Source organism: Pseudomonas sp. Os17 (assembly GCF_001547895.1).
GTDB lineage: Bacteria > Pseudomonadota > Gammaproteobacteria > Pseudomonadales > Pseudomonadaceae > Aquipseudomonas.
The window spans coordinates 2,458,010-2,481,921 of the sequence record NZ_AP014627.1; the positions used below are offsets into that span (position 1 = coordinate 2,458,010).

Here is a 23,912-nt window from a genome sequence, read left to right on the forward strand (position 1 = left end):
CTTGTACAGCGAAAAGCTTTTGAATCGATTAAATGCTGTTTTGTACAAGTATTAAGGCGTTTAAGGCGTTTTTTATCGATAAAAATTGTACAAAAATTAATTTGTCGTATAGGTTTTTAAGGGTGAAATGTGCCGATGCCTGCTCAGTCCTTTCAGGAGCAGTCGCTCGCTCTTCACGCTTTTGGGGCTCCGAGGTCAGGCCCGGGTGGAACCGGGGCTGGGTCAGTTGTGTGGTCGGCCACCTCGGGGCTCTTTTTTTTCCTTGGCACGTGCAAGGAATTGCCCGCCTCGCCAGCTTTTCGGAACCCATGCGCCATGCACGATCCTCTTTCTCAGCACTTTCACGGCATTCTCCAGGGCTTGGGTGAAGACCCCTCGCGCGAGGGCCTGCGGGACACCCCGCAGCGGGCGGCAAAGGCCTTGCGCTATCTGTGTCACGGTTACGACACCCGCCTTGACGAGTTGGTCAACGGCGCGCTGTTCAGCTCCAGCAGCGACGAGATGGTGATTGTCCAGGACATCGAGCTGTATTCCCTGTGCGAACACCACCTGCTGCCCTTCATCGGTCAGGCCCATGTGGCTTACATCCCCACCGGCAAGGTGCTGGGGCTGTCCAAGGTGGCGCGGATCGTCGACATGTACGCGCGGCGCCTGCAGATCCAGGAGAACCTCACCCGGCAGATCGCCGAGGCGATCCAGGAAGTGACCCGGGCCGCCGGGGTGGCGGTGGTCATCCAGGCGCGGCACATGTGCATGATGATGCGCGGGGTGGAGAAGCAGAACTCCATGATGAACACCTCGGTGATGCTCGGGGCCTTTCGCGACTGCAGCAGCACCCGCCAGGAGTTTCTCCAATTGCTGCCCAGGCGTTCCTGAATGAACCGCGCCGGACGTGTTCCGTTGAGGCGCTGGTTGTGGCTGCTGGTGCTGCTCAGCGCCACGGCCAGCGCCGACTGGCAGGCGTCGCTGCCCGAGGCCCGGCTGCTGGGCAGTGGCGAGTTCAGCTGGTTCGGCTTCAAGGTCTACCACGCGCGGCTCTGGGGCAGGGCGTTGCCGCTGACGGACGACAGCCCCTTCGCCCTGGAGCTGACCTATCGGCGCACGATCCGCCGCGACGAGCTGGTGCAGACCAGCCTCGACGAGATCCAACGCTTGTCCGGCAGCGCGGTCAGCCCGGCGCAACTCAAGGATTGGCAGGCGCAGATGCAGCGTGCCTTCGTCGATGTCGAACCGGGCCAGCGCATCACCGGGGTGTTTCTGCCGGGACGCGGGGTGGAGTTCTTTGTCGACCAGCACTTGCAGTACAGGGTGGAGGACGAGGCCTTCGCCCGCGCGTTCTTCGCCATCTGGCTCGACCCGCGCACGCGCAATCCGCAGCTGCGCGCACAACTGCTGGGCCAATAGCCGGCGCAGCACAGGAGATGTGCCATGTTCAAGAAATACCTGCTGTTGCTGTGCCTGGGCCTGGTCGCCTGCAGCGACACCGACGTCAAGCAGTACCGCGAGCAGAAACCCGAGCTGGAACTGCGCCAGTTCTTCACTGGCCGGGTCGAGGCCTGGGGCCTGTTTCAGAAGCGCTCCGGCGAGGTGATCAAACGCTTCCATGTGCAGATCGACAGCCGCAGCGAGGGCGAGAAATTCATCATGCACGAGGACTTCACCTACAGCGACGGCACCCGCCAGACCCGGGTCTGGACCCTGGTCCCGGCGGGGCCTGGACTGTGGCGCGGCACCGCCGACGATGTGGTCGGCGAGGCCCTGGGCGAGGTGTCCGGCAATGCCCTGCGCTGGCGCTACGTGCTCAACCTGCCGGTGGACGGCAAGACCTACCAGGTGCACTTCGACGACTGGATGTACCTGTTGGACGAAAACACCCTGGCCAATCGCTCCTACATGACCAAGTTCGGCTTCGAGCTGGGGCAGGTCAGCCTGTTCTTCCGCCGCCAGCCCAACTGACGGCGCTCGACCCGTGCCTCAGGACGGGTCGTCGAGAAAGCGTCCGCGATGCTCGGGTCTCGGCAGCAGGCACACCTCATTCCGGCCGAACCAGCGGTAGCGATTGCCAGCGATCCGGTCGTAGGCCCAGTCCCGCAGCGGCCGCGGGATCCAGCGCAGCAGGCGCAGCCAGCGCCAGGGTGTGGGCAGTTGTGCCATCAGGCGGATAAAGGCCTCGGAACGTTGGGACAGGCCTCGGTCTTCGATCAGCAGCACCGTGTCGAACTGATCCGTGGGCTGGCCGAACCACTTCAGCAAGGCCTGGCCCTGGGGCGATTGCATCGACGCCAGCTTGATCCGCCGCTGGCGGTCGTGGCGGATCACGAACTGCACCGAGGCATTGCACAGCTTGCACACCCCGTCGAACAGCAGGACCCGGTCGCCGGGGTGCAGGAAGGGGGGCAGGGTGTCGGGGCGGGGATCGGTCGCAGGGCTGTTCACGGGGGCCACCTTGGGCGTGCTATCGAAGCCTGCGGCAGGGGCCGCCAGGCGCTGCAAAGGCAGCAGCATACGCCCCTTCAAGGTCAATATTCAGGCTTGGGTGCCCGGGCTGAAACCTCTAAGCTGGGCTCTTGCTCCAATCCGTCGTGGAAATCCCCGTGAAATTCAGCCTGCCGAAAATCGCCACAGCGCCCTTTTGTCCGCCGGAAGTGGCGGGTTCCGTATCCGTCGATCCCCGTGCCTCGTTGTTCAAGCGCCTGCTGCGCTTTGCCGGCCCCGGGCTGCTGATCTCCATCGGCTACATGGACCCCGGCAACTGGGCCACGGCCATCGAGGCCGGCTCGCGCTATGGCTACAACCTGCTGTTCGTGGTGCTGCTGGCGAGCCTGGCCGGCATGGCGGTGCAATGCCTGTGCTCGCGCCTGGGCATTGCCACGGGGCGCGATCTGGCGCAGCTGTGCCGGGAGCGCTACAGCCGCCGTTCGGCCCGGGCCCAATGGCTGGCGGCCGAGGTGTCGATCATCGCCACCGACCTTGCCGAAGTGCTGGGCTGCGCCCTGGCGTTCCACCTGTTGCTGGGGGTGTCGCTGAGCACCGGGATCGTCATCACCGCCTTTGACACCTTGCTGGTGCTGGCCTTGCAGAACCGCGGTTTTCGCCGGCTGGAGGCGATCATGCTGGCGCTGGTGGCGACCATCGGCGTGTGTTTCTTCATTGAACTGCTGCTGATCAAACCCTATTGGCCGGACGTGGCCCGGGGCTTCACCCCGTCGCTCTCGGCCATCAGCGACGCCGCACCGCTGTACCTGGCGATTGGCATCCTCGGCGCCACGGTGATGCCCCACAACCTCTACCTGCACACCTCGGTGGTGCAGACCCGCTTGATCGGCCAGGACCGGGCCAGCCGCGCCGACGCCATCAAGCTGGCGCGCATCGACACCATCGGCTCCCTGGCCCTGGCGCTGCTGGTGAACGCGGCGATCCTGATCCTCGCCGCCGCGGCCTTCCACAACACCGGCCACAGCGACGTGGTGGAGATCCAGGATGCCTACCATCTGCTCGATCCGCTGGTGGGCGGGGCCCTGGCCAGCGTGCTGTTCGGCGTGGCGCTGCTGGCCTCGGGGCAGAGCTCGACCTTCACCGGGACCATTGCCGGGCAGGTGATCATGGAGGGTTACCTGAACCTGCGGATTCCCTGCTGGCAACGGCGCCTGATCACCCGCGGGCTGGCGCTGATCCCGGCGTTCATCGGTGTCTGGCTGCTGGGCGACGGCGCCGTGGGCCAGTTGCTGGTGCTGAGCCAGGTGGTGCTCAGCCTGCAGTTGCCGTTCGCCCTGTACCCGCTGATCCGCATGACCAACGACCGGCGCCTGATGGGCGAATTCGTCAACCGCTGGCCAACCCGGATCCTCGCCTGGAGCCTGTTTGCCATCATCAGCGCCGCCAACGCCTGGCTGATTGCCCAACTCTTCCTGTAGGAGCCCGGCTTGCCGGCGAAGAGGCCGCTGAGTCTTGTGCAGGTCTTGCCGACGCTTTCGCTGGCAAGCCAGCTCCTACGTGGGAATGCGATGGTCCTGTAGGAGCCGGCTTGCCGGCGAAGGGGCCGCTGAGTCTTGTGCAGGTCTTGCCGACGCCTTCGCTGGCAAGCCAGCTCCTACGGGGGAATGCGATGGTCTTGTAGGAGCCGGCTTGCCGGCGAAGAGGCCGCTGAGTCTTGTGCAGGTCTTGCCGACGCCTTCGCTGGCAAGCCAGCTCCTACGGGGGAATGCGATGGTCTTGTAGGAGCCGGCTTGCCGGCGAAGAGGCCGCTGAGTCTTGTGCAGGTCTTGCCGACGCCTTCGCTGGCAAGCCAGCTCCTACGGTTACGGGGCGGGTGCGCGGGTGGCGGTGGCGCTAGCGATCCCAATAGGGCTCCGGGCCGAATTTCTCGACGAAGAAGTCGATCACGGTGCGCACTTTCACTGACAGCCGTCGGCTACCGGGCCACAGGGCGGCGATCTGTTGCGGTTCGAGGCTGGTGGCCACTTCGAAGCCTTCGAACAGCGCCACCAGACGGCCCTGGTGCAGGGCCTCGCCAATCAGCCAGGAAGGAAACATCACCAGCCCCAGGCCCTGTTCGGCGGCCTGGGTCAGGGTGTCGGCGTGGTTGCCGGTCAGCGGGCCCTTGACGCTGTAGGGCGTCCAGTCGCCCCGGCCCTGGCGGAAGAACCAGCGTTGCTGGCCGGTTTCGCCCTTGTAGGCCAGGCACTGGTGCTGGTGCAGCTGCTGCGGGTGGTGCGGTGTGCCATGCCGGGCCAGGTAGGCCGGGCTGGCCGCCACCCGGTAGCGCTGCGGGGCCAGCAGGCGGGCCTGCATCGAGGAGTCTTCCAGGGTGCCGATGCGAAACAGCAGGTCGGTGCCGTCCTGCAAGGGGTCGATGTAGTTGTCGGTCTGCTGGATCTCCAGTTGCAGCTTGGGGTAGCGGCCCAGCAGCTCGCCAAGCCAGGGCGACAGGTGACGCTGGCCGAACACCACCGGGGCGTTGATCCGCACCAGCCCGGCCGGTTCGTCCTGCTGTTCCTGCAGCGCCTGTTCGGCTTCTTCCCACTGCGCCAGCACCCGCCGCGCATGATGGCCCAGCAGGCGCCCGGCCTCGGTGGGGCTGACGGCGCGGGTGTGGCGATAGAGCAACTGCTGGCCCAGGGCCTGTTCCATCAGCTGGATCTGCCGCGAGATGGACGAGGGCGCCAGCCCCTCGCGGCGTGCCACGGACGAGAAACTGCCCTGGTCGAGCACCGCGATGAACAGGCGCAGGGCCTTGAAACCGAGATCGTTGAAGCCTTGCATGGGAGCGTCCTGCTGTGCGTTTTGCGCAAAAGAGTTGTCGGCATGCTGGCATTTATCGCAAAGCTCGTGCAATCGATAATGCCGGCCATTCCTTGATGTCGAGCAGGTGTCGCATGTCCTCTGAAGCTCTAGATACACCGCTGCCGAAGCCGATGGCGGGCGCCGCGCCCGCTGCCGGCTGGCAGCGCCTGATACTGTTGCCGCTGGTGATCCTGGCCGGCATGGGCCTGTCGGTGGAGGCCGGCTTGCTCGGCCCGCTGGGCGCCCAGGTCGGGCATCTGTGGGCCACCCTGAGCATCTTCGGCGTGGGCGCGGCGCTGCTGTTGCTGCTGTTGTTGTTCAGCGGCCCGCAGCCGGGGCCGGCCCTGAGCCAGCTGCCGCGCTGGCAGCTGCTCGGCGGGGTGCTGGGGCCGATCTACGTGGTGGTGCTGACCCTGGCCACGCCCCATATCGGTATTGCCATGACCATGATCGCGATCCTCTCAGGGCAAGTGGGCAAGAGCGTGCTGATCGACCATTACGGCTGGTTCGGCAGCGCACGCAAGCCGGTCAATGGCGAACGCTGGCTGGCCCTGGTGCTGATTGTCGTGGCCCTGATCCTGATTGCCCGAGGTTGAACATGAACCTGATTCTATTGTTGGTGCTGGTGGTGGCTGCGGGTGCGGTGCTCAGTGTGCAGGCGGCGATCAATGGCCGCCTGGGAGAAAGCGTCGGGGTGCTGCGCAGCAGCCTGCTGACCTTTGCCGTGGGCGCCTTGATCACCGGTCTGTTGATCGTGTTTTTCCAGCCGCCCCAGGCCATGACGTTGCTTCAGGCGCCGAAATGGCAACTGACCGGCGCGCTGTTCGGCGTGGTCTACATGCTGGTGATGGTCGGCGCGGTGCCGCGGGTGGGCACCGCGGTGGCCACGGTGGCGGTGATTCTCGGGCAGTTGGGCATGGGCATGCTGATCGACAACTTCGGCTGGTTCGGCAACCCGGCCATCGAGCTGTCCTCCAGCCGCCTGCTGGCAATGCTGTGCCTGGCCCTGGCGCTGCTGTTCATGTACCGCAGCAATGCGCGGCCATAAGCCATAAGCCATAAGCCATAAGCCGCAAGCCGCAAGCTTGAAGCTTGAAGCTGGCGGCTTGCAGCTTATGAGCGAAGCGAATCCTCCAGCACTTCGATCCAGTGGCGGACCGGGGTGCGGCCGGCGCCATCGAGGTGGGTCTGGCAGCCGATATTGGCGGTGACGATAAGCTCCGGCCCGCCGCTTTCCAGGGCCCGCAGCTTGTCGTCCCGCAGTTGCCGCGCCAGCGCCGGCTGGGTCAGTGAATAGGTGCCCGCCGAGCCGCAGCACAGGTGGCTGTCGGGCACCGCGGTGAGGTTGAAGCCCAGGCGCTGCAGCAGGCTTTCCACGGCGCCGCCGAGCTTCTGCGCGTGCTGCAGGGTACAGGGGCAATGGAAGGCCAGACGCTGTTCGCTGTGGGCGCCGAGCTGTTCCACGGGTTCGTTGTGCAGCACCTCCACCAGGTCCCGGGCCAGGGCGCTGACCTGCCGGGCCTTGTCGCGGTAGGCCGGGTCGTGGGCCAGCAGCTGCTGGTACTCCTTGATGAAGGCGCCACAGCCGCTGGCGGTCTGGATGATCGCCTCGGCGCCCTGTTGCAGGTGCGGCCACCAGGCGTCGATGTTGCGTCGGGCGCGCCGCAGGCCGGCTACCTGGGCGTCCAGGTGATAGTCCACGGCGCCGCAGCAGCCGGCCTCGGCGACCGGCTGCACGCTGATGCCCAGGCGATCCAGGACCCGCGCCGCCGCGGCATTGGTGTTGGGCGACAACCCCGGCTGCACGCAGCCTTCGAGTAACAGCACGCGCCGCGAATGGCGCGGGGCGGGGCGCGGCTTGGCGCTGGGCAACTGGCGCGGCAGCTTGTCCTGCAGCGCCTGGGGCAGCAGCGGACGCAGGCGGCTGCCGCTGTTGATCAGGGCCTTGAACAGCCGCGGGTTGGCGCTAAGGGCTCGCAGCCCGCGGCGCAGCAGCTGCTGGCCGACGGGCCGGGGCAGGGCGGCATCGACCACGGCGCGGCCGATGTCCAGCAGGTTGTGGTAGTCGACCCCGGACGGGCAGGTGCTCTCGCAGTTGCGGCACGACAGGCAGCGGTCCAGGTGCTGCTGGGCCTGGGCGGTGGCCGGGGCGCCTTCGAGCACCTGCTTGATCAGGTAGATGCGCCCCCGCGGGCCGTTCAGCTCGTCGCCCAGCAACTGGTAGGTGGGGCAGGTGGCGTTGCAGAAGCCGCAATGCACGCAGTTGCGCAGGATGCGCTCGGCTTCGGCGGCCCGGGGCAGTTGCCGGGCCTCGGGGCTGAGGGTGGTCTGCATGGTCTAGAACTCCGCGTAGAGTCGGCCGGGGTTGAAGATCCCTTGCGGGTCCAGCTGCGCCTTGAGCCGCTGGTGGTAATGCAGCAGGGTCGGCGCCAGGGGCTGGAACGGGCTGTCCTGCAGGCCGTGGCTGTAGCAGCTGGCGTGGCCGCCGACGGCGCTGACGGCGGCGCGGATCTCGGCGGCCGTGGCCTCGGTCTTCAGCCAGCGCTGGGCGCCGCCCCAGTCCAGCAGTTGTTCGCCGGGCAGTGCCAGCAGCGGCGTGTTGTGCGGCAGCGACAGGCGCCACAGCGGCAGGCCGGGGTTGAAGAAGTCCAGCTGCTGTTCATTGAGCTGGCTCCAGTAGCCCGAATCCAGAGGCTCGCCGCCCAGGCGCTCATGGGCCGCCGCCACCGAGCCTTCGCCGCCTTCCAGGCGCAGGTGCAGGCGCTCGCCGTCATGGCAGGCGGCGCTGATCGGCAAGGGCTGCTGGCCCCATTCGGCCAGTTGCGCGAGGGCGCGCCGGCGGTCCATTTCCAGGCTCAGGCTCAGGCATTGCCGGGGCTTGGGCAGGACCTTCAACGAGACTTCGGTGATCAGCCCCAGGCAGCCGAAGCTGCCGGCCATCAGCCGCGACAGGTCGTAACCGGCGACGTTCTTCATCACCTCGCCGCCAAAGCGCAGGTGCTGGCCGCCGCCGCTGATGATCCGGGTGCCGAGGACGAAATCCCGTACCGCGCCGGCCCAGGGTCGACGCGGCCCGGACAGGCCACTGGCGAGCATGCCGCCCAGGGTCGCGCCGGCGCCGAAGGACGGCGGCTCGCAGGGCAGCATCTGCCCGGCGGCGTCCAGGGTGGCGTGCAATTCACTGAGCGGAGTGCCGGCCCGGGCACTGATCACCAGCTCCGTGGGGTCATAGCTGACGATGCCGCGATGGCTGCGGGTGTCGAGGATTTCCCCGGCGCACTCGCGGCCGAGAAAGGCCTTGCTGTTGGAGCCCTGGATGCGCAGCGGCGTATGGCTCTGCAGGGCGTCGCGCACCTGTTCCAGCCACGCCTCGGTGGCATCGAAATCGCTGTCCGTGCTCATCAGAACCGCTCCAGTTCGGGGAAGGGCAGTTGCCCGTGATGGATGTGCATGGCGCCGAATTCCGCGCAGCGTTGCAGGGTCGGGATGTTCTTCCCGGGGTTGAGCAGGCCGCCGGGGTCGAAGGCCGCCTTGATGGCGTGGAACAGGTGCAGTTCGTGGTGGTTGAACTGGGCGCACATCTGGTTGATTTTTTCCCGGCCCACGCCGTGTTCGCCGGTGATGCTGCCACCCACCGCCACGCACAGTTCGAGGATCTTGCCGCCCAGGGCCTCGGCCCGTTGCAGCTCGCCGGGCTGGTTGGCGTCGAACAGGATCAGCGGGTGCATGTTGCCGTCGCCGGCATGGAACACATTGGCCACCCGCAGCTGGTGCTCCTCGGCCAGGCGGGCGATGCCCCGCAGCACCCCCGGCAACTGCCGGCGGGGAATGGTGCCGTCCATGCAGTAGTAGTCCGGCGCCAGGCGCCCCACCGCCGGGAAGGCGTTCTTGCGCCCGGCCCAGAAGCGCACGCGCTCGGCTTCGTCGCGGGCCAGGCGCACCTCGCTGGCGCCGGCGCGTTCCAGCACCTGGCGCACCCGCTCGCAGTCGTCATGCACATCAGCCTCAACCCCGTCCAGTTCGCACAGCAGGATGGCTTCGGCGTCCACCGGGTAGCCGGCGTGGATGAAGTCCTCGGCGGCGCGGATCGCCAGGTTGTCCATCATCTCCAGGCCGCCGGGGATGATCCCTGCGGCAATGATCTCGGCCACGGCGCGGCCGGCGGCTTCCACCGAATCGAAGGCCGCCAGCAGCACCTTGGCGATCTGCGGCTTGGGCAGCAGCTTGACCGTGACTTCGGTGATCACCCCCAGCAGGCCCTCGGAGCCGGTGAACAGCGCCAGCAGGTCGAAGCCCGGCGAATCTAGGGCGTCGCTGCCCAGGGTCAGGGGCTGGCCCTCGACGCTGAGCATCTGGACCTTGAGCAGGTTGTGCACGGTCAGGCCGTATTTCAGGCAGTGCACGCCGCCGGCGTTTTCCGCGACGTTGCCGCCAATCGAACAGGCGATCTGCGAAGACGGGTCGGGGGCGTAGTACAGGCCGAAGGGCGCGGCGGCCTGGGAGATGGCCAGGTTGCGCACCCCGGGCTGGAGCCTGGCACAACGCGCGGCGGGGTCGATCTGCAGGATGTCCTTGAAGCGCGCCATCACCAGCAACAGGCCGTTCTCCAGGGGCAGGGCGCCGCCGGACAGGCCGGTGCCGGCGCCCCGGGCCACCACCGGCACGCGGTGCGCATGGCAGATCTGCAGGATGCGCTGCACCTGGTCCAGGTGCCGGGGCAGGGCCACCAGCATCGGCGTGCTGCGGTAGGCGCTGAGGCCATCGCACTCGTAGGGCTTGAGCTGCTGCTCCTGGTCCAGCAGCTCGAGCTCCGGAAGCTGTTGGCGCAGCACCTGGATCAGGGCCTGGCGGTCGACCTCGGGCAGGGCGCCGTCGAGGCGTTCGTCGTAGAGCATGGTCATGGCGGCGAAGGACCTTGAGTGATTTTTATCAGGTCGCGACAGCGCTATCAGCGGGTCTGGTGTCCGTCCGTCTGCGCTGGCGCTGGCTGCACCACTTTAGTCGCTTGTGGCCGGGTAAGCGCAGCGGATTGACCTAACCTTTCCAAGTACTCGAACCCTGCGCTGTGCGCTGCCGTTTCAGGTGCTGCGCTGATCGAGTCTCATCCGAAAGAGGAACCCAGCCATGTCCAATGAAACCTGTGCCTGTCCGGCTTGCACCTGCAAGCTCGGCGCCCACCCGATTGTCCGTCACGGTAAGCACTACTGCTGTCAGGCGTGCGCCGATCACCACGCCCACGGTGAACCTTGTGCCTCCACCGACGGCTGCAAATGCGCCAAGGGCGCCCACGGCTGAAGCGGGCAGGGCGGGTGGAGCCACAGGGCCCCACCCGCATCGGCGGCGCCTAGACCGAAGGGCGCCAGGTGACGTTCTCGATGCCGAACTTCTCGGCCATGGGCTTGCTGGTTTTCTTTACCCGTTCCCGGCCGAAGCGGCCGATGCGTCCGACACCGGCATCGCAACTGGCCCAGTGCCAGGCCTCGGCGTTGTCCATCTTGTCCTGGCGGATGATGAAGGACTTGGGCGCGCCGTGAAGGGTGTATTCGATGACGAAAAGTTTTGCGTTGTTCATAGAGCCGTTCTTCCTCCCTGTGATTCTTGAGTGATCCTGCGGGCACCAAAAAATTCACTTTGATTGTCCGACTCTGGCGCCAACGGTCGTTGCCCGGGCGTGGACCGGCCCAAGGCCGGGGCGATGCCGCCGGGCCCCTGAAAGCTGCCTGTTCCCGGTGCGCTTTCCGGCGGCTGGCGGGCGCTGCAGACGCTGGTTACCATGGGCCCCCGCCGACCCGTTGCGAGCTTGTCATGGCCCTGGCCACCCCTCCCGATCTGAGCGATCCCGCGATCCCCGTGCAACCCCTGGCTCGCACCTATCCGCGCGGGTTGTTCATCGAGCCCCACGAACACGCCTGGGGCCAGTTGCTGTACGCCATGAGCGGAGTGATGTGGGTCGAGACGCCCACCGAGGCCCTGGTAGTGCCGCCGCAGCGGGCCGTGTGGCTGCCGCCCGGGGTACGGCACGGGATTCGCGTGGTCAGCGACTTGCAGATGCGCAATATCTACTTGCGTCCGTCCCTGGCGGCGACCCTGGACCCCAGCGTCCAGGTGCTGCAGGTGGACAACCTGCTGCGGGAGCTGATCGTGCGCCTGGTGGAGCTCGACCCGCCGCAGCCGGAGTACTACGAGGCGCTGGTCGCGCTGGCTTTGCTGGAGCTGCAACGGGCCCGCCGCTCGCTGCTGAAGATCGCCCTGCCGGACGCTTCCGACCGGCGCCTGAGCAGCCTGTGCCAAGCGGTGATGGCGGCACCGTCCCTGGCCATTTCCTTTGAACAGCACGCCGACGCGGCAGGGGCCAGCGTGCGCACCCTGGCGCGGCTGTTCAAGGAACAGTTGGGCCTGGGCTTTGCCGAATGGCGGCGCCAGGTGCAACTGGCCACCGCTGCCGCGGAGCTGATCCAGGGGGTACCGGTGAGCCGCATTGCCCTCGAACTGGGCTATTCCCCCAGCAGCTTCAGCGACATGTTCCGTCGCGAACTGGGTGTCGCACCTTCCCAGTACGCCAGCGCCAACCTGGGGTAGCGGCGCCTGCCCAGCGTGCCCTTCGGTCCCGTTCGCAGCCTGCGGCAGCGGCTACACAAACCGCGAGCCCTCGGCAACCTTGTAGCCGCTGACGAGCCTGCGAGGCTGCGCCCGCCGACGCCGTCGGCGCAAAGGCCCATCATCCTTCACTGAAACAACGCGGCGGCCGCCCAGCGTGCCCTTCGGGCCCGTTCGCAGCCTGCGGCAGCGGCTACAGGTTACGGTCTTGGCCGAAATCCTGAAGCACTTGGCCGATGCCGCTAGCGCTCGCCACCTAGACTTTGTCGCACACGCCACATCACCCCGGCACGGACGCCACGGCTTCTGGAGCGCCACATGAATTACCTGATCTCCCTGGCCGCCGGCCTGCTGGTCGGCCTGCTTTACGGCGCCTTGCAGGTGCGTTCCCCGGCGCCGCCGGCGATTGCCCTGGTGGGCCTGCTGGGCATGCTCGGCGGTGAGCAGTTGTGGCCGCTGGGGCGCCAGCTGTTGAGCAGTTGGCTGTCCTGAACACGCGCTTTTTTTACCCCTGACCCATGGAACCGACGATGAAAGCACTGCAATTTTCCGCTACCGGCGACCTCGCTGCCCTGCACGTGGTGGACCTTCCCACGCCGCTGCCGGGCGCCGGCCAGGTGCTGGTGCGCATCCAGGCCGCTGGCCTCAACCCCAGCGACGTGAAGAACGTGCTCGGACGCTTTCCCTACACCACGCTGCCGCGGATTCCCGGGCGGGATTTCGCCGGGGTGGTGGAGCAGGGGCCGGCCGAGCTGATCGGCCAGGAGGTCTGGGGCACCGGCAAGGAGCTGGGTTTTTTCGCCGACGGCAGCCATGCCCAGTACGTGGTGCTGTCCGCCCAGGGCGTGGCCCGCAAGCCACGGCACCTGAGCTTTGCCCAGGCCGCGAGCCTCGGGGTGCCGTACACCACCGCCTGGGATGCCCTGGAGCGCAGCGGCGTGACGGCCGGTACGCGGCTGCTGGTGATCGGCGGCGGTGCAGTGGCCACGGCGGCCCTGGCCCTGGCCAAGGTGCGCGGGGCCCGGGTGCTGGCGGCGGCGCGGCGGGCCGAGCAGGTCCAGGCACTTGAAACGCTGGGCTATCCGACCCTGCACCTGCAACAGCCGGAAACCCTGGCGGCCCAGGTGGCCGAGGTGTATGCCGACGGCGCCGAGGTGATCTTCGACACCACCGGCTTCTGGCTGCCGGCGGCAGTGCCGGCCCTGGCCACCTTTGGCCGCATCGCCATCATTGCTGCGCCGGTGGACGGGCATGTGCAACTGCCGGCCCTGGCCCTGTACCGCAAGGGCGGCTCGGTGGTGGGGATCAACTCGCTGTTGTATGGCGTAGAGGCGTGCGCGGCGATGCTGGAGCAGTTCGGCCGCTACTTCGATGAAGGCCTGCTGCCGCTGCCGGAAGGCTTGGTCGAATCACCCCTGGAGCAGGGGCTGGAGCGCTACGCCGAAGTGAACCAGGGGCGTGGCGAGAAAGTCATCCTCATCCCCTGAGCGCCCACGCTGCAGCTGCGCCCCGTAGGAGCTGGCTTGCCAGCGAAGAGGCCCCTGAGAGCGCCTTCGCCGGCAAGCCGGCTCCTACGGGTTTGGGGGGTGGGTGGTCAGGCTTCGGGGACGCCTGTTTCCCAGGCCGACCAGTTGTTGAGAATGTCCTGCACCAGCGGATTGCCGGCCCGGTAGAGGTTCTCCAGGGCCGGGACAAAGCCGCCCTGGTCGGCGTACTTGAGCAGGTTGTCCACTTCACTGGCCCCCGGCGCCGGGCGGTCGAAGTCGGAGCCGGCGCGCAGTACCGCCAGACGCTGGATGTCCACCAGGCCCTCGCGGCTGGCCCGCAGCAAGGCTTCGTAGGTGGAGTTGTCTTCCTGCTGGGTGGTGCAGTAGGTGCCTTTGTTGTCGGTCAGCAGGCGGGTCCAGACCTCGGCCCGTTCGCTGAGGCGAGTGCCGGAAAACCAGGTGTTGCCGGCCAGGGTGTCGCAGCGGGTCACCACCGGCGGCTGGTTGGCCGGGGCCTTGGGGTATTTCAGGCGCCAGGCCGCCGATTGCGGGCTTTCGCTCAAGCTCACCCGCTGGCTCAGGGCGAAGGCCTTGGCTTGCAGTTTCGGGTTCAGCTCAAAGACCTCGGTCTTGTAGTCCAGGGGCGGTTTTTCGTTCGGCCCCTTGGTGTTGATCCCCAGGTAGCCGGTGGGCCAGTCCTTGGGCGCATCCCGGGAGTCGATTTCCCACTGGGTGCCGAACTCCACCAGGTAATGAGCCCAGGCGGCGGTGCCGATGGTGCCGTGGTGCGGGCTGATGCCGGCGATCCCGGCAATCAGGAAATAGCTTTTGCGCAGGTCGAACTTCGGCGACAGGGCCAGGGCCAGGGTCGACGCCGCGGCATTGGTCTGGCCCATGCCGGTGGTCAACAGGCACACCTCCCGGTCGTTGCAACGAATGACCGGATACTCCGCCGCCAGCCCCGGCACGCGGATCTCGCGCTTGAGCTCCAGGCGCTCGATCCAGTGCTGCGCTTCCGGCGCGAACATGCTGATCAGCACCACCTTGGGCCTGATTGGTGCCTCGCCGGCCCAGGCCCCGCTGACCATCAGCGCGCTCAAACCCAAGACCCACGAAACGGTTTTAATCCCACGCATACAACCTCCTTCATCTTCAGAAATATCAAGCCTCAAGCTACAAGCCTCAAGCTACAAACAGACGGCGCTTGCCGCTTGCCGCTCAAAGCTTGCCGCTGCCTCTAGAACTGATACCCGACCCCCGCGTAATAGCCCCAGCCGTTGGAGCGGGCGCGAAACTCGCCATCGCCAAAATTCAGCACGCTGCCGTCCTCCCAGTTGCCGCCGTTGTGGAAGTAGCGGCCCACCAGGGTGAAGCGCAGGTGAGTGAAGGCGTACAGCAGCACGTTGGTGGCCACCGTGGCATTGGCGGTGCGCGCCGGGTTGTCCTGGTGCAGGTCGGAGCCGAAATCGAAATTGGTGAAGCCGATGTAGGTCAGCGAGGCGCCGTTGCTGAAGGTGTCGATGGGCACGATGTATTTCAGCTGGGCGCGGTAGCCGTCCCAGGAATATTCGTTGCTGGCGCCGTAGTTTTCCCACTGGTAGCGGCCGTAGAAGTTGGCCGAGAGGTTGACCCGCGAATGGGTGTCGATGTCGGTGCCCAGGCCGCTGTACAGGGTGTTGGCGCGGTTGGCGGTGCGGCTGCCGTGGTCGTAGATCCAGTCGAAGGCCACATACCACTCCTTGAACGGGCCGATGGCCAGGCTGCGGCCGGCCAGGTAATCGATGGAGATCCGCGGTTCGTGCTCCATGAACAGCGGCGAGCCGTGGTCCCAGATGCCCTTGTCGTGGCTGTTGCCGATGTCGAGGATCTTCGGCAGGTCGATGTAGCCGTACAGCTCGAAGGGACCCTTGCGCCCGAAGTATTCGTACTCCAGGTAGACGTCGTCCGCCGGGCGCGGGCCGAAGCTGATGTCCTTGCTGCCGATCAGCATCAGGTCCTGGTTGTACCAGTCGGACAGGTAGGCGCCTTTTTTGCCCGGTTGCACATCGGCGCTCAGGCTTTCGCCCTGGGCGGAGTCGTCCATGGGGGCGGCGGGGGGCTGGGCCAAGGCGCTGGGTAGTCCGGTAACGCTGGCCAGCCATATCGAAACGGCCAAGGCGCGGCGGGCCGCGTGGCGTCGCAGAGGGTTGTGCATGAAAGTCCCTGTTCCCGTTGTGTGAAGTCCCTGGTGTTCGCTCTCCGCGGTGGAAATTGGCGAACACCCACAAAATTACCACTCGCAAACGTTTGCATAGGGCGTACCAAGTTGAAATAACCCTTGAATGCAAAAGTTCCGAACAGCCCGGGAAAGGCGGGGCGTGGTGAGTGCGGCCCCGGGGTGAGGACAGCAGGGCGCAGCCCCGTCAGAACCTGGGGAGCGAATCGGATTGGCTATTACCTATGGGAATACAAAGGGCGGTATTTTCTATTATCCAGTAATGACGACCCTGGCTAGGATCCGGACTCGCTGGCGGCCGTTTGCTGCGGCCCCGGCGCCCCAACCATCGACACCGAGGGATCGTCATGCACCATTTTGCGCCCTGTACCCGGGAGCAGATCCAGCTGTTGGATCAGTCCGACCCGCTGGCCTTCTGTCGCCAGCGTTTTACCTTGCCGCAACACAAGGTCTACCTCGACGGCAACTCCCTGGGGGCGATGCCGGCCCACGTGCCGGCGCGCCTGGAGCAGGTGCTCAAGGTGGAGTGGGCCCAGGGCCTGATCAACTCCTGGAACGACGCCGACTGGTACCCCGCGCCGCAGCGCACCGGGGCGCGCATCGCCGGACTGATCGGGGCCCAGGGGCACGAAGTGATAGTGGCCGATTCCACCTCGATCAACCTGTTCAAGGTGCTGGTGGCGGCCCTGCGCATGCAGCCGTCGCGCCGGGTGATCCTGGCGGAAAACGGCAACTTTCCCACCGACGTGTACATCGCCCAGGGCGTCGCGGAGCTGACCGGCTGCCGGCTGCAGTGCGTTGACCCGGAGCAGATCCTCGACGCCCTCAGCGACCAGGTGGCGATCCTCTCCCTGACTCACGTCAACTACAAGACCGGCCGCCGCTACGACATGGCGGCGATCACCGCGCGGGCCCATGAGCTGGGTGTGCTGGTGGTCTGGGACCTGTGCCACTCGGCCGGTGCCATGCCAGTGGAGCTGAACGCGGCCGGCGCGGATTTCGCCGTGGGCTGCGGCTACAAGTACCTCAATGGCGGCCCCGGCGCGCCGGCCTTTGTGTTTGTCGCCGAGCGTCACATCGCCCAAGTGCGCCAGCCGCTGACCGGTTGGCACGGGCACGCCAAGCCCTTCGATTTCAGCCATGACTACCAGCCGCACCCGAGCCTCGACCGGATGCTGGTGGGTACCGCGCCCCAGTTGGGTGTGCTGGCCCTGGAAGCGGCGCTGGAGGTGTTCGACGGCGTCGACCTGCACGCCTTGCGCAGCAAGAGCCTGGCCTTGTCCGAGCTGTTCATCCGCCTGTGTGACGAGCAACTGGCCGGGTTGGGCGTGCAGTTGCAGACCCCGCGCGATGCCGAGCAGCGCGGCAGCCAGGTGTCGCTGAGCCACCCCCAGGCCTACCCGGTGATGCAGGCCCTGATCGCCCGGGGCATCGTCGGCGACTTCCGCGCGCCGGACCTCCTGCGTTTCGGTTTTGCCCCGCTGTACAACCGCTTTGAAGACATCTGGGCCTGCGTCGGCGCGCTGCGGGAGATCCTCGTCAGCGAGGAGTGGAACCAGCCGCAGTTCCTGGCCCGCAAAGCGGTGACCTGAACCCCGTGCCCAGCCTTGGAGCAAGAGTGTCATGACAAAAACAATACGCACCTTCAAACAAGTGGCAGACCGTGAACAAGGACTCAAGCAAAGCCTGAGCAGCGGCCAGCTGTCGATGATCGCCATCGGCGGGGCGATCGGCACCGGGCTGTTCCTGGGCAGCAGTTTCGCCATCGGCTTTGCCGGCCCCAGCGTGCTGGTGAGCTACGCCATCGGCGCGGTGATCGCGCTGCTGCTGATGGGCTGTCTGGCGGAAATGACCGTGCGCCATCCGACGTCCGGCTCGTTCGGTTCGTTCGCCGAATTCTATGTGGCGCCCTGGTTCGGCTTTGCCATCCGCTACGCCTACTGGGCCTCCATCGTGTTTGCCGTGGGCACGGAAATCACCGCCGCGGCGATGTACATGAAGTACTGGTACCCGGACGTCCCCGGCGGTTACTGGATGCTGGGTTTCTCCCTGGCGCTGATCCTGGCCAACGCCTTCAGCGTCAAGGTGTTCGGCGGCATCGAGTATGTGTTCTCGCTGCTCAAGCTGTGCGCCATCCTGGTGTTCATCCTGCTCGGGGCCTGGGTGGTGTACGGCGCGACGCCCGGCTCGGGCATCGGTTTTGCCAACTACAGCAACGACGGCGGCTTCTTTCCCCATGGCGCCTGGGGCACCTGGGTGGCGGTGATCGTGGCCTTCTTCAGTTACTTGAGCATCGAGATGATCGCCGTGGCCGCGGGCGAGGCCAAGGACCCGGAACGTGCGGTGACCCGGGCCTTTCGCATCACCGTGGTGCGCCTGGTGGTGTTCTACCTGCTGACCATCGCCCTGGTCCTGGCCATCGTGCCCTGAAGCCGCAACACCGGTGGCGAAAGCCCCTTCGTCATGGTCATGGCGGCCACCGGCATTCCCTATGCCGGCGGGGTGATCAATGCGGTGATCCTGGTGGCGGCGCTGTCGGCGATGAACAGCCAGCTGTACATCACCACGCGCCTGATGTTCAGCCTGTCCCGGGCCGGCCAGGCTCCGGCGCTGTTCGGGCGCCTGAGCCGCAACGGCGTGCCCCTGGCGGCGCTGCTGCTGTCGTCCCTGGGGATTGCCCTGGCCACCTTGCTGTACCTGGCCTACGCCGACCAGGCCTTCACCCTGATGATGTCGATCGCCATGTTCGGCGCCATGTTCACCTGGGCCGGGATCTTCCTCACCCACCTGTTCTTTCGCCGGCAACAGGGCCCCGAACCCCTGGCGTTCAAGCTCTGGGGTTACCCCTGGACCAGCCTGGGAGGGCTGTTGCTGATGCTGGCGGTGATGATCACCACGCTGTTCACCGAGCAGTTCTTCCTGACCCTGGTCTGCGGGCTGCCGTTCCTGGCGCTGATCCTGCTCATCTACTACCTGCGCTTTCGCGGCAAGCGCCCGCTGGACGCCGCGGCGCCCAAGCCGCTGCCGATCCAACCCTGAGTCCCGGACCACCCCGTTCGCGGGAGCCGTCTGGTCGGCGAAGCGGTCCGTGTGATCGCTTTCGCCGGCTTGCCGGCTCCTACGGGACCTTTGGACCCCTGCCGATCCCTGTCGCCACTTCTACAAAAACAATAATCCACAAGGGTTTTGCCATGTCTGACGTAATGCGCCGTTCACCGCTTTTGCTGTTGCCGCTGCTGGGTTGCCTGCCCTGGACCGTCCACGGTGCCGAGGAGGAGTCGGCCGGTTTCATCGAGGACAGCCATCTGCGCATCCAAGCCCGCAACTACTACCTCAACCGCAGCGTCCAGGACGGCCGTGCCGACCGCAAGGACTGGACCCAGGGCTTTATCGGCCGCTTCGAATCCGGGTTCACTCAGGGCACGGTCGGCGTCGGCGTGGATGCCTTCGCCACCCTCGGGCTCAAGCTGGATGCCTCCGGGGGCAAGACCGGCACCTACAACCTGCCGATTCACGACAACGGCAAGCCGGCGGACGAATATTCCAAGGCCGGGGCCGCGCTGAAATTGAAGGTTTCCAACAGCGTGCTGCGTTTCGGCGAACAGTCGGTGGACACCCCGGTGTTCGCCGTCGGCCACAACCGGCTGATTCCGGAAACCGCCACCGGCTTTGCCCTGGACAGCCAGGAACTGGACAAACTCAAGCTGCAGGCCGGGCATTTCACCTCGGCCACCGGTCACGTCACCACCAACAGCAACGGCGATCTCTGGGCCTTCTATGCCGGCGTCACCACCCCCTCGGTGGACTACCTGGGCGGCCAGTACCGGTTCACCCCGGACCTGGGCGCCAGCTTCTATGCGGCGCGTTTCGCCGACATCTGGAACCAGTACTACGCCAACCTCAATGGCCGTACCGACCTGGGGCAGGGCCGACAGGCCGGTTTCGACCTGAACCTCTACCGCACCCTCGACACCGGCCGGGCCAGAGCCGGCGCCATCGACAACACCACCCTGGGCGCCTCGGTGTTCTATGGCCTGGGCGCCCACCGCCTGACCCTGGCGCTGCAGAACGTCGACGGCAACACCCCGTTCGACTACCTGGGCGTGGGCGACCTGGACCGCAACGGCCGCAATGGCCGCGACCAGGGCGCCTCGATCTACCTGCCCAACTCGGTGCAGTACTCGGACTTCAACGGCCCCAACGAACGCTCCTGGCAACTGCGCTACGACCTGTCATTGGCCGGCTACGGCATGCCCGGCTGGAACCTGATGACCCGCTACCTGCGCGGCTCCGGCATCGACGGCACGCACACTCCGGCAGGCAGCGCCTACGTCGGGATGTATGGCCGGGATGGCGTGCACCGCGAGATCAACTTCGAAGCGCGCTATGTGGTGCAGAACGGCCCGCTCAAGGACCTGAGCTTTCGCCTGCGCCAGACCTGGCACCGGGCCAATGTGGCGCAGGGCGAGGGCAATATCGATGAGTTCCGGCTGATTACCGATTACCCGATCGATATCTTTTGAAGGCAGGGCAGCAAGCACCATGGCGTTAACTCGCAAGGGGCAACGCCTTGGTCTTTCCGGCGGTGGTTGCCACCGCTTGTGCCCTGGCTCTGTACGAAAGGATTTGAGACGAAGCTCAGGCAAGGCGAAAACGCTCGAAGAAGCGCAGTTTACGGGGTGTAAATGAGCACTCCGATCGGACTCGCGCGAGAGCGTTTTCAACGCAGCATCACCGAGTATCAAGGCTTTTTGTACAAAACCTAGCGGATTGCCGCGGCTTTTTTCTCTACCAGGCCAGCCCCCATGATCAGCATCTCAGGCAGGGTTTTGCACTGTTCTGCCGAGGCCACACCCAAATGTTCATCACCTTGCCAAAGCTCTCCGGCGACCACCCGCAGGTCGAGTCGGGTCTGGCTTTCTCGCAGGGCTTCGTGGCCTACACGGGGCCAGCGCTGCTTTTGCACAGGTGCCTTGGAGGTATAGAGCAGCAGGGCAAAGGTGTCGGCAAGCGGCTCGGGCAGTTGCTGGGCACTGACGCAGGTTGCATAGAGGCCCAGCAGGATCGTGTCTTTATAGCGTTGCGAGACGTACAGCACCTTGGCCGGCCTGAAGCCTTCGGCAATGGGGATCAGCACGATGTCGCCCACGGTGGTTTTTTGGCTGCTCATGGTCCAGGCCTTGTCAGTCAGTATTTGATTGGACGGCACGCCAGTGTCCAACTGGCGTGCCGCCGCGCAGTATCGCGATTTCTGTGCCGAGCGCTAGCCGTGGATATCCACATCAGCGCGTGGCTGGGCAAAAAAAACGCGAGCACTGTTCATTCAAGCCGCTGCATCAGCCTCAGTGTTCGCTGTGTGCCGAGCGCGGCTCATCAGCCCCAGCGCCAGCGCGGCCAGCAGCACCGGGATGGCAATCCACATAAAGAAATTTTCCAGGCCCCCAGCGTGGTTGAACAGCCAGCCACCAAGCAGCGAGCCGACGATGGAGCCGGCGCGGCCGGCCGCCAGGGCCCAGGCCACGCCGGTGGCCCGGGAGGCGGTGGGGTAGAGGGTGGCGGCGACCACGCTGAGGTTGTTCAGGGCGCCGGTGAGGCTGAAGCCGGCCAGGAACACGATCGCCAGGGTGCCGGCGGCGCTGTGCAGTTGGCTGCCGGTGAGGGCCAGGGCGCAGGCGGCGATCAGGCACAGCCAGGGCAGGATGCGCAGGGCGCCGATGCGGTCCATCAGCAGGGCCATGGCGATGCCGCCGAGTACGCCGCCAAAGGGGATCATGGCGCTGATCCGTGCCGCGCCGCCGGTGTCGTAGCCGCTGGCCCGCAGCACCGTGGGCAGCCAGTTGGTCAGCAGGTAGAACACGAACAGGCAGCAGAAGAACGTCAGCCACAGCAGCAGGGTGCGGGCCAGTTGGCCGGGGCTGAACAACGCTGAAAGCGGCGAGCGTGCGCCGGTCTCGCCGCTATCGCCCACCAGTCGTACCCGTTCCCAGTCGGATTGGCCGCTGATGCGGGTGATGATGCGGCGCAAGGTGGCAGTGTGGCGCGGGCTGTTGGCCATGAAGCACACCGATTCCGGCAGCGCCAGGTACAGCACCGGCAACAGCAGCAGGGGCGCCAGGCCGCCGATCAGCAGCAGGCCCTGCCAGCCTACCCGGGGCAGCAGTTCGCCGGCCACCGCGCCCCCCAGAGCCAGGCCCAGGGTGAAGCCGGAATAGCTCAGGGTCACCAGCAGCATGCGCCGCCGCGCCGGGGAGTATTCCGAGCTGAGGGTGATGCAGTTGGGCAGCACGCCGCCCAGGCCGATGCCGGTGACAAAGCGCAGCAGGCTCAGCACTTCGATGTTGGGCGAGAGGGCCGAAGCCAGGGTGCCCAGGCCGAAGATCGCCACGCAGGTCAGCAGCACGGCCTTGCGTCCGTGGCGATCGGCCAGGGGACCGAAGCAGAAGCTGCCCAGGAGCATGCCGAACAACCCGGCGCCAAAGGCCGGGGCCAGTTGTGCCCGCTCGATGTTCCAGTGCTGGATCAGCTCCGGGGCGATGTAGCCGATGGCGGCCGTGTCGAAACCGTCCAGCAGCACGATCAGGAAGCACAGCAATAGCACCCGCATTTGCAGGGGTGACAATGGACTGCGGTCGATGAGCTCGCTCAGGTGTTGCGTTCGCTCGTACATGGGTGGCTCCTTATAGGTTTTGTTCGAGGCGGGCATGGGGTGCCCGCCGGATGACCACGGTGACGGGTGCAGCGAGGGGGATGGGGGGCCGAGTGCGGGCACTCAGTACAGGTTGAAAAAGGCCTGGGCGTTGCTGCCGAGCAGGCGTGTCTTGTCGGCTTCGGCCAGGGTCGGGTGGTCGACGATGCCGCTGCCGATACGCTGTTCGCCGAGGGGGAAGGGCGAGTCCGAACCCAGCATCACCCGTTCACTGCCCATCACTTCCACCAGCAGTTTCAGGGCGCCGGGGTCGAACACCGCCGAGTCGACAAAGAAGCGCTTGACGTAGCTGGACGGCAACTGCGGGCAGTCTTCGCGGACGATGTCGCGGTGACGCCAGGCGTTGTCCACCCGGCCCAGGAGAAAGGCAAAGCCGCCACCGCCGTGGGCGAAGCAGATGCGCAGGGATTCGGGCAGCCGCTCGAACGCCCCGGAGAGGATCAGCGACAGAATCCCCAGCTGGGTTTCCGCCGGCATCGCCACCAGCCACGGCAGCATCCACTTGCGCATGCGCTCGCCGCCCATCATGTCCCAGGGGTGCACCAGCACCGGGATCTGGTTACGGGCGCAGTGATCGAGAAAGGTCACCAGATGATCGTGGTCCAGGTCGTGATTGCCCACGTGGTTGCCGATCTGCACGCCGACGTGGCCGATGGCCTGGGCCCGGCTGGCTTCGGCGCAGGCGGCGTCCAGGTCCTGCAGTGGCACTTGGGCCAGGACCTTGAGCCGGCGTTCGTGGCCGGCGGTCATGGCCATGGCCCGATCGTTCATCAACTGGGCCCAGGGCAGGGCCCGTTCGATGGGCGCGTCGTAGGCGAACATCACCGGCGTGGCGCACATGATCTGCAGGTCCAGGCCTTGCTCGTCCAGGTGCTCGACACGTCGCGCCGGGTCCCAGAGCACGTCGTGCACCGGACGAAAGGCTTTGTCGCCGACCATGATCTGGCCCCGGGCGCCGTCCTTGTGCAGCCAGGGCGCGCGCACCGGGTCTAGGCGTGCGGCCTCGGCCTGGCTGATGTCGGGGAAGAAGTGCGAATGCATGTCGATTTTCATAAGGGGGTCGCCGCCTTGAGGGTGTGGTGCCAGGTCTGCCAGTCGCGGCCCGGATGGATTTCGCCGCAGCCGCTGCAACGCCGCTGCTCCTGGCTGGTGGCGTAGAACTCTTCGTAGACCGGCGGCAGGTCGTTGACGATGCTCTGCAGCTGCATTTCATAGCGCTGGATCAGCGTGCCGCAGCGGGCGCAGGACCATTGTAGGGCGTCCAGCAGGCCCACGGGCCGCTGGCGCTCCACCACCAGGCACAGGCTGCCGGGCTCTGGGCGTTGCGGGGAATGGATGACGTGGGGCGCCATCAGGTAGATGTCGCCCTCGCGCAGGTCGATGCGTTCGTAGCGGCCGCGGTCCCAGATGTTCAGGTAGGCATTGCCCTTGAACTGATAGAAGAACTCTTCCATGGGGTCGTCGTGAAAGTCGGTGCGCTGGTTGGGGCCGCCGACCACGGTGACCATGAAGTCGGCGTCCTGCCACACCTGACGGTTGCCCACCGGCGGTTGCAGCAGATGGGCGTGTTCATCCAGCCAACGGTTGAAGTTCAGCGGCGCGCTGTAGTGGTGCTTGTCCATTG

At 66.2% G+C, this 23,912-nt stretch carries 24 protein-coding genes and 1 pseudogene; 13 read left to right on the forward strand and 12 right to left on the reverse strand.

The window, feature by feature from the left end; all coding sequences use genetic code 11:
* Window positions 1-315 precede the first annotated feature (315 nt).
* Genes folE through POS17_RS11090 form a run of 3 tightly spaced genes read left to right on the forward strand, consistent with a single transcriptional unit; the run spans window position 316 to window position 1,956 of the window.
* Window positions 316-876, forward strand: coding sequence for a GTP cyclohydrolase I FolE (gene folE, locus POS17_RS11080; protein WP_060838578.1), 561 nt, complete (start codon window positions 316-318; stop codon window positions 874-876).
* A complete protein-coding gene (locus tag POS17_RS11085) occupies window positions 877-1,404 on the forward strand; it encodes a chalcone isomerase family protein (protein WP_060838579.1) in 528 nt (175 codons plus the stop codon).
* A 24-nt stretch (window positions 1,405-1,428) separates the two neighbouring features.
* Complete coding sequence (locus POS17_RS11090; RefSeq protein ID WP_060838580.1) at window positions 1,429-1,956, forward strand: DUF3833 domain-containing protein; 528 nt, start codon at window positions 1,429-1,431, stop codon at window positions 1,954-1,956.
* Between the two features lie 18 nt (window positions 1,957-1,974).
* Here the strand turns inward: POS17_RS11090 and POS17_RS11095 are convergent, their stop codons facing one another.
* Window positions 1,975-2,436: a thiol-disulfide oxidoreductase DCC family protein gene (locus tag POS17_RS11095; protein WP_060841911.1), complete on the reverse strand. Its 462-nt coding sequence runs from the start codon at window positions 2,434-2,436 to the stop codon at window positions 1,975-1,977.
* Window positions 2,437-2,594: 158 nt separating this feature from the next.
* On the opposite strand from POS17_RS11095, the gene POS17_RS11100 reads away from it, so the two are divergent.
* The gene (locus POS17_RS11100) at window positions 2,595-3,914 is read left to right on the forward strand and encodes an Nramp family divalent metal transporter (RefSeq protein ID WP_060838581.1); all 1,320 of its coding nucleotides are present in this window, start codon (window positions 2,595-2,597) and stop codon (window positions 3,912-3,914) included.
* A gap of 415 nt (window positions 3,915-4,329) precedes the next feature.
* On the opposite strand, the gene POS17_RS11105 is transcribed toward POS17_RS11100, so the two are convergent.
* On the reverse strand, window positions 4,330-5,262 hold the full coding sequence (locus tag POS17_RS11105) for a LysR family transcriptional regulator (protein ID WP_060838582.1): 933 nt from the start codon (window positions 5,260-5,262) through the stop codon (window positions 4,330-4,332).
* A 152-nt stretch (window positions 5,263-5,414) separates the two neighbouring features.
* Here POS17_RS11105 and POS17_RS11110 point away from each other — a divergent pair, with 152 nt between their 5' ends.
* Together POS17_RS11110 and POS17_RS11115 are read left to right on the forward strand one after the other, a co-directional pair.
* Complete coding sequence (locus POS17_RS11110; RefSeq protein ID WP_060838583.1) at window positions 5,415-5,879, forward strand: DMT family transporter; 465 nt, start codon at window positions 5,415-5,417, stop codon at window positions 5,877-5,879.
* Between the two features lie 2 nt (window positions 5,880-5,881).
* Window positions 5,882-6,331, forward strand: a complete 450-nt coding sequence (locus POS17_RS11115; protein WP_060838584.1) for a DMT family transporter — start codon at window positions 5,882-5,884, stop codon at window positions 6,329-6,331.
* Between the two features lie 65 nt (window positions 6,332-6,396).
* On the opposite strand, the gene glcF is transcribed toward POS17_RS11115, so the two are convergent.
* The 3 genes from glcF to glcD are packed head-to-tail and all read right to left on the reverse strand — an operon-like array spanning window position 6,397 to window position 10,184.
* On the reverse strand, window positions 6,397-7,617 hold the full coding sequence (gene glcF, locus POS17_RS11120) for a glycolate oxidase subunit GlcF (protein ID WP_060838585.1): 1,221 nt from the start codon (window positions 7,615-7,617) through the stop codon (window positions 6,397-6,399).
* A gap of 3 nt (window positions 7,618-7,620) precedes the next feature.
* Window positions 7,621-8,685 carry a glycolate oxidase subunit GlcE gene (gene glcE / locus POS17_RS11125; RefSeq protein ID WP_060838586.1) on the reverse strand — a complete coding sequence of 355 codons (1,065 nt, stop codon included), beginning with the start codon at window positions 8,683-8,685 and terminating at the stop codon, window positions 7,621-7,623.
* Window positions 8,685-10,184 (reverse strand): glycolate oxidase subunit GlcD, encoded by a 1,500-nt coding sequence (glcD, locus tag POS17_RS11130; protein WP_060838587.1) that lies wholly within the window; start codon window positions 10,182-10,184, stop codon window positions 8,685-8,687. Before glcD ends, glcE begins: the two co-directional genes overlap by 1 nt.
* A 223-nt stretch (window positions 10,185-10,407) precedes the next feature.
* Here glcD and POS17_RS30875 point away from each other — a divergent pair, with 223 nt between their 5' ends.
* Complete coding sequence (locus tag POS17_RS30875; RefSeq protein WP_082729216.1) at window positions 10,408-10,578, forward strand: metallothionein; 171 nt, start codon at window positions 10,408-10,410, stop codon at window positions 10,576-10,578.
* A gap of 49 nt (window positions 10,579-10,627) precedes the next feature.
* Here POS17_RS30875 and POS17_RS11135 read toward each other — a convergent pair whose 3' ends face one another.
* Window positions 10,628-10,855 carry a DUF6555 family protein gene (locus tag POS17_RS11135; RefSeq protein WP_060838588.1) on the reverse strand — a complete coding sequence of 76 codons (228 nt, stop codon included), beginning with the start codon at window positions 10,853-10,855 and terminating at the stop codon, window positions 10,628-10,630.
* Between the two features lie 233 nt (window positions 10,856-11,088).
* Here POS17_RS11135 and POS17_RS11140 point away from each other — a divergent pair, with 233 nt between their 5' ends.
* The 3 genes from POS17_RS11140 to POS17_RS11145 all read left to right on the forward strand — a co-directional run bounded on the left by POS17_RS11140 (window position 11,089) and on the right by POS17_RS11145 (window position 13,367).
* Window positions 11,089-11,862, forward strand: coding sequence for an AraC family transcriptional regulator (locus POS17_RS11140; protein WP_060838589.1), 774 nt, complete (start codon window positions 11,089-11,091; stop codon window positions 11,860-11,862).
* A gap of 336 nt (window positions 11,863-12,198) precedes the next feature.
* Window positions 12,199-12,372, forward strand: coding sequence for a DUF1427 family protein (locus POS17_RS30880; RefSeq protein ID WP_016965498.1), 174 nt, complete (start codon window positions 12,199-12,201; stop codon window positions 12,370-12,372).
* A 38-nt stretch (window positions 12,373-12,410) separates the two neighbouring features.
* Entirely contained in the window at window positions 12,411-13,367 is a 957-nt protein-coding gene (locus POS17_RS11145) for a quinone oxidoreductase family protein (RefSeq protein WP_060838590.1), read from the forward strand.
* Between the two features lie 107 nt (window positions 13,368-13,474).
* Here POS17_RS11145 and POS17_RS11150 read toward each other — a convergent pair whose 3' ends face one another.
* The gene (locus tag POS17_RS11150) at window positions 13,475-14,503 is read right to left on the reverse strand and encodes a purine-nucleoside phosphorylase (RefSeq protein ID WP_060838591.1); all 1,029 of its coding nucleotides are present in this window, start codon (window positions 14,501-14,503) and stop codon (window positions 13,475-13,477) included.
* Between the two features lie 101 nt (window positions 14,504-14,604).
* Window positions 14,605-15,561: a nucleoside-specific channel-forming protein Tsx gene (locus POS17_RS11155; protein ID WP_060838592.1), complete on the reverse strand. Its 957-nt coding sequence runs from the start codon at window positions 15,559-15,561 to the stop codon at window positions 14,605-14,607.
* A gap of 368 nt (window positions 15,562-15,929) precedes the next feature.
* Between POS17_RS11155 and kynU the strand changes: the two genes are divergently transcribed.
* The 3 genes and pseudogenes from kynU (at window position 15,930) to POS17_RS11170 (ending at window position 20,105) form a co-directional block, all read left to right on the forward strand.
* Window positions 15,930-17,174, forward strand: coding sequence for a kynureninase (kynU, locus tag POS17_RS11160; protein ID WP_060838593.1), 1,245 nt, complete (start codon window positions 15,930-15,932; stop codon window positions 17,172-17,174).
* 31 nt (window positions 17,175-17,205) lie between these two features.
* Window positions 17,206-18,621: pseudogene (locus POS17_RS11165) on the forward strand (amino acid permease).
* A gap of 152 nt (window positions 18,622-18,773) precedes the next feature.
* Entirely contained in the window at window positions 18,774-20,105 is a 1,332-nt protein-coding gene (locus POS17_RS11170) for an OprD family porin (protein WP_129406800.1), read from the forward strand.
* Between the two features lie 239 nt (window positions 20,106-20,344).
* On the opposite strand, the gene POS17_RS11175 is transcribed toward POS17_RS11170, so the two are convergent.
* From POS17_RS11175 to POS17_RS11190, 4 genes are all read right to left on the reverse strand, one after another.
* A complete protein-coding gene (locus POS17_RS11175; protein WP_129406801.1) occupies window positions 20,345-20,803 on the reverse strand; it encodes a hypothetical protein in 459 nt (152 codons plus the stop codon).
* Between the two features lie 102 nt (window positions 20,804-20,905).
* The gene (locus POS17_RS11180) at window positions 20,906-22,249 is read right to left on the reverse strand and encodes an MFS transporter (RefSeq protein ID WP_060838596.1); all 1,344 of its coding nucleotides are present in this window, start codon (window positions 22,247-22,249) and stop codon (window positions 20,906-20,908) included.
* A 102-nt stretch (window positions 22,250-22,351) separates the two neighbouring features.
* Window positions 22,352-23,341: an amidohydrolase family protein gene (locus POS17_RS11185; RefSeq protein WP_060838597.1), complete on the reverse strand. Its 990-nt coding sequence runs from the start codon at window positions 23,339-23,341 to the stop codon at window positions 22,352-22,354.
* Window positions 23,338-23,910 (reverse strand): 3-hydroxyanthranilate 3,4-dioxygenase, encoded by a 573-nt coding sequence (locus tag POS17_RS11190; RefSeq protein ID WP_060838598.1) that lies wholly within the window; start codon window positions 23,908-23,910, stop codon window positions 23,338-23,340. The genes POS17_RS11185 and POS17_RS11190 overlap by 4 nt, the downstream gene beginning before the upstream one ends.
* Between the last annotated feature and the right edge of the window lie 2 nt (window positions 23,911-23,912).

Coding starts and splice junctions, on each gene's coding strand:
- folE (WP_060838578.1), top strand. CDS start 316: ATGCACGATCCTCTTTCTCAGCACTTTCACGGCATTCTCCAGGGCTTG.
- POS17_RS11085 (WP_060838579.1), top strand. CDS start 877: ATGAACCGCGCCGGACGTGTTCCGTTGAGGCGCTGGTTGTGGCTGCTG.
- POS17_RS11090 (WP_060838580.1), top strand. CDS start 1,429: ATGTTCAAGAAATACCTGCTGTTGCTGTGCCTGGGCCTGGTCGCCTGC.
- POS17_RS11105 (WP_060838582.1), bottom strand. CDS start 5,262: ATGCAAGGCTTCAACGATCTCGGTTTCAAGGCCCTGCGCCTGTTCATC.
- POS17_RS11110 (WP_060838583.1), top strand. CDS start 5,415: ATGGCGGGCGCCGCGCCCGCTGCCGGCTGGCAGCGCCTGATACTGTTG.
- POS17_RS11115 (WP_060838584.1), top strand. CDS start 5,882: ATGAACCTGATTCTATTGTTGGTGCTGGTGGTGGCTGCGGGTGCGGTG.
- glcF (WP_060838585.1), bottom strand. CDS start 7,617: ATGCAGACCACCCTCAGCCCCGAGGCCCGGCAACTGCCCCGGGCCGCC.
- glcE (WP_060838586.1), bottom strand. CDS start 8,685: ATGAGCACGGACAGCGATTTCGATGCCACCGAGGCGTGGCTGGAACAG.
- glcD (WP_060838587.1), bottom strand. CDS start 10,184: ATGACCATGCTCTACGACGAACGCCTCGACGGCGCCCTGCCCGAGGTC.
- POS17_RS30875 (WP_082729216.1), top strand. CDS start 10,408: ATGTCCAATGAAACCTGTGCCTGTCCGGCTTGCACCTGCAAGCTCGGC.
- POS17_RS11135 (WP_060838588.1), bottom strand. CDS start 10,855: ATGAACAACGCAAAACTTTTCGTCATCGAATACACCCTTCACGGCGCG.
- POS17_RS11140 (WP_060838589.1), top strand. CDS start 11,089: ATGGCCCTGGCCACCCCTCCCGATCTGAGCGATCCCGCGATCCCCGTG.
- POS17_RS30880 (WP_016965498.1), top strand. CDS start 12,199: ATGAATTACCTGATCTCCCTGGCCGCCGGCCTGCTGGTCGGCCTGCTT.
- POS17_RS11145 (WP_060838590.1), top strand. CDS start 12,411: ATGAAAGCACTGCAATTTTCCGCTACCGGCGACCTCGCTGCCCTGCAC.
- POS17_RS11150 (WP_060838591.1), bottom strand. CDS start 14,503: ATGCGTGGGATTAAAACCGTTTCGTGGGTCTTGGGTTTGAGCGCGCTG.
- POS17_RS11155 (WP_060838592.1), bottom strand. CDS start 15,561: ATGCACAACCCTCTGCGACGCCACGCGGCCCGCCGCGCCTTGGCCGTT.
- kynU (WP_060838593.1), top strand. CDS start 15,930: ATGCACCATTTTGCGCCCTGTACCCGGGAGCAGATCCAGCTGTTGGAT.
- POS17_RS11170 (WP_129406800.1), top strand. CDS start 18,774: ATGTCTGACGTAATGCGCCGTTCACCGCTTTTGCTGTTGCCGCTGCTG.
- POS17_RS11180 (WP_060838596.1), bottom strand. CDS start 22,249: ATGTACGAGCGAACGCAACACCTGAGCGAGCTCATCGACCGCAGTCCA.
- POS17_RS11185 (WP_060838597.1), bottom strand. CDS start 23,341: ATGAAAATCGACATGCATTCGCACTTCTTCCCCGACATCAGCCAGGCC.
- POS17_RS11190 (WP_060838598.1), bottom strand. CDS start 23,910: ATGGACAAGCACCACTACAGCGCGCCGCTGAACTTCAACCGTTGGCTG.